The sequence below is a fragment of the Pedococcus sp. P2_E2 genome, assembly GCF_056403955.1.
The window spans coordinates 988,502-1,000,793 of the sequence record NZ_JBFUEM010000001.1; the positions used below are offsets into that span (position 1 = coordinate 988,502).

The 12,292-nt window shown below is 69.0% G+C and carries 10 protein-coding genes; 3 read left to right on the top strand and 7 right to left on the bottom strand.

The genetic code is table 11. The features are described 5' to 3' along the window. Nucleotides 1–31: 31 nt before the first annotated feature. Nucleotides 32–889, bottom strand: a complete 858-nt coding sequence (locus AC1DWR_RS04705; RefSeq protein WP_477612964.1) for an aldo/keto reductase — start codon at nucleotides 887–889, stop codon at nucleotides 32–34. Between the two features lie 226 nt (nucleotides 890–1,115). Here AC1DWR_RS04705 and helR point away from each other — a divergent pair, with 226 nt between their 5' ends. Beyond that, entirely contained in the window at nucleotides 1,116–3,287 is a 2,172-nt protein-coding gene (gene helR, locus AC1DWR_RS04710) for an RNA polymerase recycling motor ATPase HelR (protein WP_477623752.1), read from the top strand. Here helR and AC1DWR_RS04715 read toward each other — a convergent pair. The 6 genes from AC1DWR_RS04715 to AC1DWR_RS04740 all read right to left on the bottom strand — a co-directional run bounded on the left by AC1DWR_RS04715 (nucleotide 3,274) and on the right by AC1DWR_RS04740 (nucleotide 10,062). After that, entirely contained in the window at nucleotides 3,274–5,664 is a 2,391-nt protein-coding gene (locus AC1DWR_RS04715; protein WP_477623753.1) for an ATP-binding cassette domain-containing protein, read from the bottom strand. The two genes, helR and AC1DWR_RS04715, sit on opposite strands and share 14 nt — an antisense overlap. A gap of 78 nt (nucleotides 5,665–5,742) precedes the next feature. After that, nucleotides 5,743–6,150, bottom strand: coding sequence for a VOC family protein (locus AC1DWR_RS04720; protein WP_477612962.1), 408 nt, complete (start codon nucleotides 6,148–6,150; stop codon nucleotides 5,743–5,745). A 5-nt stretch (nucleotides 6,151–6,155) separates the two neighbouring features. Beyond that, the gene (locus AC1DWR_RS04725; protein WP_477612961.1) at nucleotides 6,156–6,605 is read right to left on the bottom strand and encodes a helix-turn-helix transcriptional regulator; all 450 of its coding nucleotides are present in this window, start codon (nucleotides 6,603–6,605) and stop codon (nucleotides 6,156–6,158) included. Nucleotides 6,606–6,730: 125 nt separating this feature from the next. Beyond that, nucleotides 6,731–7,072: a single-stranded DNA-binding protein gene (locus tag AC1DWR_RS04730; protein ID WP_477612960.1), complete on the bottom strand. Its 342-nt coding sequence runs from the start codon at nucleotides 7,070–7,072 to the stop codon at nucleotides 6,731–6,733. A gap of 140 nt (nucleotides 7,073–7,212) precedes the next feature. Continuing rightward, entirely contained in the window at nucleotides 7,213–8,319 is a 1,107-nt protein-coding gene (cax, locus tag AC1DWR_RS04735; protein WP_477623754.1) for a calcium/proton exchanger, read from the bottom strand. Nucleotides 8,320–8,403: 84 nt separating this feature from the next. After that, on the bottom strand, nucleotides 8,404–10,062 hold the full coding sequence (locus AC1DWR_RS04740; protein WP_477612958.1) for an HAD family acid phosphatase: 1,659 nt from the start codon (nucleotides 10,060–10,062) through the stop codon (nucleotides 8,404–8,406). Between the two features lie 172 nt (nucleotides 10,063–10,234). On the opposite strand from AC1DWR_RS04740, the gene AC1DWR_RS04745 reads away from it, so the two are divergent. Both AC1DWR_RS04745 and AC1DWR_RS04750 read left to right on the top strand, forming a co-directional pair. Beyond that, the gene (locus tag AC1DWR_RS04745) at nucleotides 10,235–10,729 is read left to right on the top strand and encodes a GNAT family N-acetyltransferase (protein ID WP_477623755.1); all 495 of its coding nucleotides are present in this window, start codon (nucleotides 10,235–10,237) and stop codon (nucleotides 10,727–10,729) included. 330 nt (nucleotides 10,730–11,059) lie between these two features. Further along, the gene (locus AC1DWR_RS04750) at nucleotides 11,060–12,244 is read left to right on the top strand and encodes a D-alanyl-D-alanine carboxypeptidase family protein (RefSeq protein WP_477623756.1); all 1,185 of its coding nucleotides are present in this window, start codon (nucleotides 11,060–11,062) and stop codon (nucleotides 12,242–12,244) included. Nucleotides 12,245–12,292: the final 48 nt, after the last annotated feature.

Genomic DNA, 12,292 nt, shown 5'->3' on the forward strand with positions numbered 1-12,292 from the left:
AACGGGGGAGTGCGAGAGGGGTGCTCGCCCCCTACATCTCCTCGTGGGTGTCCGGGTCGCCGCCGAACAGGCGTCCGTCCTCGCGGCCGAGGGCGGTGATCGCAGCCATCTCGGCCTGCGTGAGCTCGAAGCCGAAGACGTCGAGGTTCTGTCGCTGTCGTTCAGGCGTGGCGGACTTGGGCAGGGGTAGCGACCCCAGCTGGACGTGCCAGCGCAGGATCACCTGACCCGGGGCGACCCCGTGCGCAGCTGCCGCATCGGCCACCGGCGGCGCGTCGAAGGGCGCCTGCCGCTTGCCCATCGGGCTCCACGCCTGGGTGCGGATCCCCAGCTCCTCGTGGAGGGTGCGCATCTGTTGCTGGGGGAAGTACGGGTGCAGCTCGATCTGGTTCACCGCCGGCGTCACGCCGGTCTCGTCGATGATCCGGCGCAGGTGCTGCGCCGTGAAGTTGCTGACGCCGACGGTGCGGACCAGGCCCTCGCGTCGGGCGTCGACCAGCGCCTCCCAGGCCTGCGGATACAGGTCCTGGCTGGGGTTCGGCCAGTGGATGAGGGCCACGTCGAGCCGGTCGACACCCAGTCGGTCCGCAGAGTCCCGAAGCGACTCCAGCGCCAGGGACTTCGCGTGGAAGCGGCCGGGGATCTTGGTGGCGATGGCGACGTCCTCACGGGGGACTCCCGATCGACGCAGGGCCTCGCCGACTTCTTCCTCGTTGCCGTAGTTGACCGCCGTGTCGAGCAGTCGGTAACCGGCTTCGAGGGCGCTGACCATCGCGTCGATGCCATCGGCGCCCTTGAGCGGATAGGTGCCGAAGCCGATGGCCGGCAACGACGTGCCGTCGTTGAGGGAGTAGGTGGTGTCGCCGGCGGTCGGTGTGTCAGTGCCCATGGCACCACCGTAGGGGAGGCTTCCAGAATCCCTAGATTGACATAATGTCGATTATCGGCGTTTATCCTTCACACTGGACCAGCCGATCAAGGTGCTCGATGGAGCCCGTGGAACGCACCGCTGGACAACACAGTGGAAGAGAGCAACCGCTCCCTTCCACTCCCAACGTATAGCGCACCCCGGGGCTTGCAGCAAGGCCCGGGTCGTGCCGCAGAATCGTCGGCCGATGACTACAACCAGCGCCTTCGACCTGCCCGTCCATCTGACCGCCAAGGCTGACCCGAGCCTGATCGCCGGCGACGAGCAGCACTTCGCTGCCATCGCCGAGAGCCTCGAACAGGCGATCGAAGACCTCTCACACCGGCTGGAGGTCGCTCGCAGGGCGCCGGGCCGGTTGGGTCAGGAGGCCCTGGAACGTGACGTGGAGGTCCGCAGGCTGAGTGCCCGGCTCCGCGCCCTGCGCCGGTTCGGGCTGGACCTGTGCCTCGGACACATCGTCCTCAGGGACGACCCCGTGCCCGTCTACGTCGGACGACTCGGCCTCACGGACACGGACGGCCGTCGGCTGCTGCTCGACTGGCGCTCCCCGGCGGCCGAGCCGTTCTTCGGAGCGACCCACGCCGACCCGATGGGCCTGGACAGCCGGCGCAGGTATCGCTGGAGCCGTGGTCGGGTCAGCGACTACTGGGACGAGGTGTTCACCTCGGACGGGTATGCCGGGCACGCCGCCTCCCTCGACGACCAGTCCGCGTTCATCGCCAGCCTGGGGACCAACAGGTCAGCCCGGATGCGGGACGTGCTCGGCACGATCCAGTCCGACCAGGACGCCATCATCCGCGCGGGGTCCCGCCGGCCGCTCGTCGTGGACGGTGGTCCCGGGACGGGCAAGACGGTCGTCGCCCTGCACCGGACGGCATACCTGCTCTATTCGGACCCACGACTCGGGCACCGCCGCGGAGGCGTGCTGTTCGTGGGACCGCACCAGCCCTACCTTGCCTATGTCTCGGACGTGCTCCCGAGTCTCGGCGAGGAAGGAGTGCAGACGTGCACCGTCCGCGACCTCGTCCCCGGAGGCGCAACTGCCCCGACGGAGAGCGACCCGATCGTGGCCGCCCTCAAGTCGTCGGCAGAACTCGTGACGGCCATCGAGACCGCCGTCCGGTTCTACGAGGAGCCACCCACGACGGGGATGACGGTCACCACCCCGTGGTCCGACGTCTGGGTGCGGGCCGACGACTGGGCAACCGCGTTCGACGCCCCCGACCCCGGTACTCCGCACAACGAGGCGCGCGACCAGATCCTCGACGAGCTGCTGACGATCCTGACGGACCGACTGGTCGACGACCCCGAAGGTGATCCTGACGACGGCGAGATCTCCCCCGAGCGGCTCCGCAGGTCGCTGCAGCAGAACCGGGAGCTGTTGACGGTCCTCAACAGTGCGTGGCCCCTGATCGAGCCAGCCGACCTCGTCGGTGACCTCTGGACGGTGCCTGCCTACCTGCGGATGTGCGCTCCCTGGCTGGGCACGGAGGACATCCGGGCACTCCAGCGTGCCGATGCCCAGGCCTGGACGGTCTCCGACCTGCCTCTGCTGGACGCCGCCCGTCAGCGGCTCGGCGACCCGGACGCCTCCCGCCGCAAACGCCGGCACGACGCCGCTGTGACCGCCGAGCGCGAACGCATGGCCAGGGTCGTCGACGACCTGATCGCCACGGACGACTCGGAGATGCACGTGATGTCGATGCTGCGTGGCGAGGACCTCCAGGCAGCGATGCTCGACGAGGAGGCCCTCCCCCACGCCGACTCCGACCAGCTCGCCGGCCCGTTCGCGCACATCGTCGTCGACGAAGCCCAGGAGCTCACTGACGCGGAGTGGCAGATGCTGCTGGCGAGGTGCCCGTCGAGGAGCTTCACGATCGTCGGGGACCGCGCCCAGGCCCGGCACGGGTTCACCGAGACGTGGCAGGAGCGACTCGAGCGGATCGGGCTCGACCGGGTCGACCTCGCCTCCCTGAGCGTCAACTACCGGACGCCGGTGGAGGTGATGGTCGAGGCCGAGCCGGTCATCCGAGCGGCGATCCCGGACGCGAACGTGCCCACCTCCATCCGCAGCACCGGCGTCCCTGTGGTCCACGGCGCGACGTCGGACCTGGACGCCACTCTCGACGCCTGGCTGGGCGAGCATGCCGAAGGGGTCGCCTGCGTCATCGGTCACCCGGCGTTCCGGGCGACCTCCCGCGTCCAGTCCTTGACCCCCGAGCTGTCCAAGGGGCTCGAGTTCGACCTGGTGGTCCTCGTCGACCCAGAGGAGTTCGGTACGGGCATCGAGGGAGCGGTCGACCGCTACGTTGCGATGACCCGAGCGACGGGGCAGCTCGTCATCCTCACGAGCTCCTGACATAGGCGGCCAGGTGCTCTCCCGTGAGGGTGGAACGGTCGGCGACGAGCTCGACCGGAGTGCCCTCGAACACGACCCGCCCACCGTCGTGGCCGGCACCCGGGCCGAGGTCGATGACCCAGTCTGCGTGCGCCATGACGGCCTGGTGGTGCTCGATGACGATGACCGACTTGCCCGAGTCGACCAGCCGGTCGAGCAGCCCGAGCAGGTTTGCCACGTCGGCCAGGTGCAGGCCGGTGGTCGGCTCGTCGAGGACGTAGACGTCGCCCTTCTCGGCCATCTGCGTGGCCAGCTTGACCCGCTGCCGCTCGCCGCCGGACAGGGTGGTCAGGGGCTGGCCGAGGGTGAGGTACCCGAGCCCGACGTCCACGAGCCGGTCGAGGACCTTGTGGGCGGCAGGGGTCTTCGCCTCGCCGTCGCCGAAGAACGCCTCCGCCTCGGTGACCGACATCGCCAAGACCTCGGCGATGTTGCGACCTCCCAGCGTGTACTCCAGCACGGACGCCTGGAAGCGTTTCCCCTCGCACTCCTCGCAGGTGGACTCGACGGTCGCCATGACACCCAGCTCGGTGAAGATCACGCCCGCGCCGTTGCAGGAGGGGCAGGCGCCCTCGGAGTTCGAGCTGAACAGGGCCGGCTTGACGCCGTTGGCCTTGGCGAACGCCTTGCGTATCGGCTCGAGCAGTCCGGTGTAGGTGGCCGGGTTGCTGCGGCGCGAGCCCTTGATCGCACCCTGGTCGACGACCACGACGCCGTCGCGACCGGCGACCGAGCCGTGGATCAGTGAGCTCTTGCCCGACCCTGCGACGCCCGTGACGACGCAGAGGACGCCGAGCGGTACGTCGACGTCCACGTCCTGGAGGTTGTGCGTCGACGCACCACGGACCTCGAGCGCGCCGGCCGAGGGACGGACCGACTCCTTCAGGGCAGCGCGGTCGTCGAGGTGGCGGCCGGTGATGGTGTCACTGCGCCGCAGTCCTTCCACGCTCCCCTCGAAGCAGACGCTGCCGCCCTCGGTGCCGGCGCCGGGACCGAGGTCGACGACGTGGTCGGCGATGGCGATGGTCTCGGGCTTGTGCTCCACCACGAGCACCGTGTTGCCCTTGTCGCGGAGCTGGAGCAGTAGCTGGTTCATCCGCTCGATGTCGTGGGGGTGCAGCCCGATCGTCGGCTCGTCGAAGACGTACGTGACGTCGGTGAGGGACGACCCGAGATGCCGGATCATCTTGGTGCGCTGGGCCTCTCCCCCGGACAGGGTGCCTGCCGGCCGGTCCAGCGACAGATACCCCAACCCGATCTCGGCGAACGAGTCGAGGAGGTGTTGCAGCCCGGTGAGCAGCGGCGCGACCGACGGCTCCTCGAGCGCGCGGATCCACTCGGCGAGGTCGCTGATCTGCATCTCGCACAGCTCGGCGATGTTCTTGCCCGCGACCTTGGAGGACCTTGCCTCAGGGGTCAGCCGGGTGCCGTCGCACTCGGGGCAGGTCTGGAACGTGATCGCGCGCTCGACGAAGGCACGGATGTGCGGCTGCATCGCGTCGACGTCCTTGGAGAGCATCGACTTCTGGATCTTGGGGATGAGGCCCTCGTAGGTGAGGTTGATGCCTTCGACCTTGATCTTGGTCGGCTCCTTGTAGAGCAGGTCGTGCATCTCCTTCTTCGTGAACTTCGCGATCGGCTTGTCCATGTCGAAGCCGGCTCCGGCGAAGATCCGGCCGTACCAGCCGTCCATGCTGAAGCCCGGAACCGTCAGCGCGCCCCCGCTCAGTGACTTGCTCTCGTCGTACAACGCCGTGAGGTCGAAGTCGGAGACCGCGCCCATGCCTTCACAACGTGGGCACATCCCTCCCAGGTAGACGACGTCGCGGACCACGTTCTTCTCGACGCGACCCGAGGCCTTCTCCGTGCTCATGACCCCACTCGCCTTGCGCGTCGGGACGTTGAACGAGAAGGCAGTCGGCGGCCCGACGTGCGGGTGTCCGAGGCGGCTGAACAGGATCCTGAGCATGGCGTTGGCATCGGTGGCCGTGCCGACCGTGGAGCGGGGGTTCGCACCCATCCGCTCCTGGTCCACGATGATGGCCGTCGTCAGCCCCTCGAGCAGGTCGACCTCGGGGCGGGCCAGGCTCGGCATGAACCCCTGCACGAAGGCGCTGTAGGTCTCGTTGATCATCCGCTGCGACTCCGCGGCGATGGTCGCGAACACCAGCGAGCTCTTGCCCGAGCCCGACACGCCCGTGAAGACCGTCAACCGGCGCTTGGGGAGCTCGACGTTGACGTCCTTCAGGTTGTTCTCCCGCGCGCCCAGCACGCTGATCGTGTCGTGGCTGTCGGCGGCGTGGACCGCTTGCACCTGGCTGTCCTTCGGTGTGGCCATGCTCGGTCGTGTCTCCGTCCGTGAGGCGATGCGCGGGGTGTGCTGCCGAGTTGGCGTGCAGCAACGGTGCGGTGCGGTTCAGCCCTGCTGGATGCGCAGGAGGTTGCCGGCGGGGTCGCGGACGGCGCAGTCGCGCACGCCGTACGGCTGTTCGGTCGGCTCCTGCACGATGTCGGCACCGCTGGCCGCCACCCGCTCGAACGTGGCGTCGAGGTCGGCGGTGGCGAGGAGCATCGTGGCGTAGGTGCCCTTGGCCATCATCTCGACAATGGTGCGACGTTCCTCGTCGGTGATGCCCGGGTCGACTGCCGGCGGGTGCAGCACGATGGACGTGCCGGGTTGGTCGACGGGGCCGACCGTGATCCACCGCAACCCGTTGTAGCCGACATCGCCCCGGACCTCGAAGCCGAGGGTGTCGCGGTAGAAGGACAGTGCGGCGTCCGGGTCGTCCTGTGGCAGGAAGCTCGCGTGAATGGTGATGTCCATGAGGTTCAGGCTAGTTGCGCCTCGGTGGCCCGCGCTTCTCGATTCCTGATCGGTCTGGTCACCTGCTTCGTCACGCACGACGGCATCTCCGGCGTCGGCGTTGCCATCCGCTGCCGGTAGGTGCTCGGTGGGACGCCGACCAGCTCGGTGAACCGGGTGCTGAAGGTGCCCAGCGACGAACACCCCACCGCGAAACAGACCTCGGTGACGCTGAGCTCCCCGCGACGCAACAGCGCCATGGCGCGCTCGATGCGCCGGGTCATGACGTAGCTGTACGGAGACTCACCGTAGGCCTGCTTGAACTCACGGCTCAGGTGCCCGGCCGACATGTGGGCGCCACGGGCCAGCGCCTCGACGTCCAGCGGCAGGGCGTACTCGCGGTCGATCCTGTCGCGGACCCGGCGCAGCCGTGCGAGGTCACGCAGGTGCTGCTCGGCGGCGGGAGTGCTGGTCACCTCGAAAGCGTGCCACGTGGCGCGCGCCCGTGCCAGCGCCTTCGGCACAGGGCAGGCTCGCCACGCGGTGCAGGCTCCCCGGCACCACCACCTCCCCGGCACCACCTCCCCGCGCGACCACTCCCCTACCCCGCTGGAGTCCGCCTCCGGGTCAGCCGGTGCGCCTCGACCTCGTAGCGGCTCGCGGTTGCCGCCCCCGCGCGGAAGAAGCGGCGCCTCAGGGCACCCGCGACCTCGACCTGGTCCCCGGCGGCCAGCCGTCGGGCAGCCTGACGGGTGCGTCCCGTCCAGCAGGCCACGTCGATCGTGTCGACACTGGCGGAGCCCGGACCGCGACCCGGAGGGCGCGGCACCACCAGACGCAGGGCGGCCACCCTGTCCCCGCTGGGCAGCTCGCGCTCGTCGACGGCACCGCTGACCTTGCCCACCAGTCGCACCTCGTTGACCCACTCCACTGTGTCATCCATGCGTTCACGCTGCCGGTGGTGCCGGCTCAGGTCGAGGACCACGAGATCCACGTGTGGACGACGGCGGCGACGACGCCCACGTGGGGACACAGGGAGCCGTCATGGGGCCGTGGCGCGGCCGCCACGGCCGGTGTTGCTGCTCAGCCCCACCAGAACGAGGTGGCGATCACGGCATACACCGCGATCAGCGCGGCCCCCTCGATCCAGGTGGACTCACCGTCGAAGGTGATGAAGGCCGTGATGATCACGGCGATCACGACGGACACCACGAGCATGGGTGGGAACACCAGGGTCAGCGTCGCGAAGCCGAACACCGACGACAGCACGACGAGCAGAGGAGCCAGCACCAGGGCGATCTGGATCGGCGAGTTGATGACGATCGAGAAGGCGTACTCCGACCGGTTGCGGGCGGCCAGCTGCACCCCGACGACGTTCTCGATCGCGTTGCCGGCGATCGCGACGATGACCAGACCGGCGAAGGCGTCGGAGATGCTCAGGGCCTTCATCGCCGGCTCGAGCGCCACGACGAACCAGTCCGACACGAACGCCGAGAGCGCCGCGGCCAGCGCCAACAGGCCGACTGCGAGCCAGACCGGCCAGCGGGGAGCCTCGTGCTCCGTCTCGTCGGCTCCGGGTCCCCCGGTCGACGTGCTCCGGCGTAGCGAGGCAGGCAGGGTCAGCGCGAACAGGACCAGGAGGACCACCGACACGATGAGCGACAAGGTCTTCTCGTGGGCTGCGGCAGGCGTGTGCACGTAGTGTGCGAGTGACGGCACCACCATGGCTGCGACGGACAGCACCATCAGGACGATGATGCTGCGGGCGCGTTCGGAGTTCAGCTGTTGTGTCCCGTGCCTGAGCCCGCCCACGAGGAAGGCCAGGCCGAGCACCAGCAGGAGGTTGGCGAGGATCGACCCGATCAGGGCTGCCTGCACCACCGCCACGAGTCCGGCCTTGAGGGCGAAGAGGGCGATGAACAGCTCGGGGAGGTTGCCCAGTGCCGACTGCAGGACGCCCGTCGCGCCGGGTCCGAACCGGTCTCCCAGCTGCTCCACGGACCGCCCCACCAGCGAGGCGAGCAGGGTGACGGCCACTGCCGAACAGACAAACGGCAGCACGGCACCCGCCCCGACGAAGTGGGTCAGCGCGGCCAGCGCGACCGCGAGCCCACCGCCGGTCAGGACGACGTAGTCGGACCTGACGAGGACGGACTCGACCGGGGTCGCGGGGTGGGGAGCGGTGCTCATGCGGGACATCCTTGCGTCGAGGTGTGCCGATGGCACACCGAAGCGGCGCGGAGCTCACCTCCGCGCCGCTCAGGGGTGGGCGGGCTAGGGCAGGTAGTACGTCGGGTTGGGCAGCTTGATCGCGCGGTCCGCCGACCCACCGATCAGGTCGCTGTACTGGTCACCGAAGTTGGCGATGATGTCGAAGCCCTGGGCCTCCACGTGCGCACGCGTCTGCGACTTGTACTCGATCGTCGTGCACCGGGGTGCCAGGACGCAGGTCGCGTACGACGGGATCGGCTCGGTGGACGTCCACTTCGTGTAGTAGTTGTCGGGGCTGAAGCCGGTGTACCCGACCTTGGCGAGGTTGCCCAGCGTGGCGGCCCGCTGGGTCGTGTTCCGACCGGTCAACCCGACCAGGGTGCAGCCGGCCTCTGCCGCCGCGTTGGCGAAGGAGACCATGCCCGGAGTGGCTGGGAATCGCTGCGGCTGGACCCACTGCTGGTCCTGGACGGTGGGGTTGAAGACGAAGTGCATCGCCGCAACCTCCATGTCGTAGGTCCACAACGTCGTGTCGTCCGCATCGAGCACGATGGCGGGGTTGCGGCCCTGCTTCGTTTCGGTGCGGCACTGCTGGAGCAGCTGGCGACTGTGTCGGTCGACGAGCCGGGTGAGCTCCGAGATGTAGGGCGACGAGACCTTGTTGGAGATGCCGCTGCCGGAGTCGCCGTAGTAGACCGCGATGGTCTTCTTCACGACGTCGATGTTGGGGATCCCTTCGCCGCCCTGGGTCAGCCCGCTGGACCCGTCAGGCTTCATCGTGAAGCGGGTTCGCGGAGCCAGCCACGGCTCGCTGACGCCGGGCAGGTTAGGCGAGGGGAGGTAGTAGGTGGGGTTCGGCAGCTTGAGTGACCGGTCGGCATACCCGCCCTGCAGGTCTGACCACTGGTCACCCACGTTGAGCACGATGTCGTAACCGAGGTCCTGCTCGATGTGCTTGCGGGTCCCCGCCTTGTACTCGACGGTGTTGCAGGTGGGGGCTGCTGCACAGGTGAGGTAGCCGGGCGGAGTCGTGCCCGAGTTGTACTTCGTGAAGAACCGGCTCTCCGGGAAGGCGGTGTAGCCGACCTTCGCGAGGTTGCTGACGGTGTGCGCCTTCTGGCTGTCGCTGCGCCCGGTGAGGCCGAACACCGTGAAGCCCATCGCCTGGGCGTCGTTGACGAAGTCGACCATCCCCGGGACAGCCGGGAACCGCTCCTCGTTGACCCACGGAGCCTGGGCGGCCGGGGTGAACACGAACTTCATGTCCCCGACCTCCATCTGGTAGGTCCACAGGGTCGTGTCGTCGGCATCGAACACGATGGCCGGCTTCTCGTGGTGCCGCTGGGCGTTGGCCAGCAAGCGGGGAAGCGCCTGGCGCTGCCGGTCCAGGATCGACGTCAGCTCGCTGATGTAGGGCGAGCTGGTGGGGTTGGCTGCACCGGTGCCGGCCGGGTCGCCGTAGTAGGCGTAGATGGTCTTCTTGACCGAGTCGATGTTGGGGATGCCCTCTCCCCCAGCGGTCAGCCCGCTGGAACCGTCAGCCTGCATCGTGAAGTGCGTGCGAGGGGCGAGACGGGTGTCCGTGCCGTGGGCGGTGGCCGAGCCGGCGCCCGTGGAGGCTGCAGCGGCGAGGGCCAGGACTGCCGCTCCTGCCGTCACCGCCGCCCGCCGGACCTGGGCGGCGGTGGGGCCACCCCTTCTGCTGTGGACGGGGTTGGCCATGGACGCACGCTCCTGGGTTGGGTTGGTGACAGCGACTCGATGAGGTGACAACGCGTCGGGTAGCGGGGTTGGCGAGTGCCGGTTCCGGCTGTCGGTTGTGGTGACTGGCGGAGGCTACGTAAGCCCTGACCTCACCGGAAGTGACAACTGTCATGGGTGGCAGACTCGGCCCATGGAGGCTCCGGAAGTGCTGCGCCCGATGGTCGACACCGACGTGCTCGACGTGCTCCGGCTCAACGCCGACCACGTCGAGCTGCTCTCCCCCCWCGACGCGCTGCGACTCGGCGACCTCCGGCGATGGGCCTCGCGCGCTGATGTGATCGTGTGCGACGGGCAGACGGCCGGATTCGTCCTCGTGTTCGGGCCGGGCACCGCCTACGACTCGCCGAACTACCGCTGGTTCGGTGATCGCTACGGGAGCGAGTTCGACTACCTCGACCGGATCGTCATCGACGACCGCTTCCGGCGCCGGGGCCTGGCGACGGCGGTCTACGACGCGGTCGAGGATGCGGCCGTGGTGCGGGGTCGACTCGTCCTCGAGGTCAACATCGACCCCCCGAACGTTCCCTCCCTGGAGTTCCACCGACGCCGGGGCTATCGCGAGGTGGCCCAGCTGGGCGATCCCGGTCACCGCGTCAGCCTGATGGCCCAGTCGCTCTCCCACTAAAGGACGAGAGAAAACGTGACCTATCGCGGTTAAGGTGCGTTGAGGAGTTCGGAGCTGCCCAGAGAGGGCAGCAGAGGGAGTTGGCTGACCGTGCTTGGGCTCGCAGGAAGAGCCGGCGTAGCCGCAGGCGTCCTGACCGCCGCGGTGCTGGCAGGGTGGACGCCCGCCTACGCCTCCACGACGGCCCCACCCGCACCATCGGCCACTTCGTCCACACCCGCCCCCTCGTCCACCTCGTCGGCAGCTGCTCCGCAGTCCAGGTCGACCAAGCCCTCCGCCCCGCCAACCGACCCGGCCGATGGTCTGGCCGGGCACCCGACGGACGGTCTCGTGACCGGTGGAGGGACGGTCACCGCCGGGGCTACGGCCACGCCCGGAGCGGGTGGCGAGGCAACGCTCAGCCCCGCAGAGCTGGCCGCGCAGATCGCCGCCGCGGATGCGCTCACGAGGGACCTCACCGCCTCCAACGCCGGGATCGCGGCCGCGGCGACCAAGCTCGACCGACTCGCCCTCGAGGCCAACACCCTCCTGCAGGAGTATGCCGCCGCACGTGACGCGGAGCGGGCCGCACGCGAGGAGGCCAACCGCAACGTGCTGCTGTACCAGCAGCTGAGCACCCGCCTTGGTGAGGACCGTCGGGCCCTCGGTCAGTGGGCCTACCTCGCCTACGCCGGAACCGGCGGCGCCATCAGCGACATGGGCACCCTCTTCGACTCCCTGGCGAAGTCGGCGAGCGAGGCGAGCGACACCGCCGCCCAGCTGTCCTACCTCACCGACCAGCGCACGGGCCAGATCGAACGGGTCCAGAACCAGACCCAGCTGCAGCGCACCATCGCCATCAAGGCCGTCGAGGCCAGCACCAGGGCCACCGAAGCCGCGACCCAGGCCGCCGACGCCAAGAAGAAGCTCGACGTGGTGGTCGAGGAGCAGAAGGCCCAGCTGGATGCGACCAGGCAGCTGCACGCGGAGCAGGTCGCCAAGGCCGGGCCTGTGGCAGGTCTGCTCCTCGGCAGTGGCAACGCGGCCGCGATGGACGCGTCGAAGCGACTGCGCGCTGCCCTCGTCGTGCCGGGAGTGCTGGCCGACGGGTCGGTCAAGGCGTGCAGCACCAACGAGACCGAGTACCCCAACGGCAAGATCCCGGTGGCCGGTCTGTGTCCGCTCTTCGGTGCCCTCGGGCAGAGCCTTCGCCCGGGTGCGGCCGCTGCGTTCAACGCGATGAGCCTCGCGTACGAGAAGGACACGGGCTCCCCCATCTGCGTCACCGACTCCTACCGCTCGTACGCCGAGCAGGTCGCGGTGAAGGTGGTCAAGGGCAAGTGGGCCGCCACCCCCGGGCGCAGCGAGCACGGCATGGGCCGGGCCGTGGACCTCTGTGGAGGCATCAACAGCTTCGGGACGCCTGCGCACCTCTGGATGAAGCAGAACGCGCCGCTCTACGGGTGGTTCCACCCGGACTGGGCCGAACCCACCGGTTCGCTGCCCGAGCCGTGGCACTGGGAGTATGCCGGGTAGTCACCGCGAGGCCCCGACTCGCCATCGCTTTTGGGTAGGAATACCCAT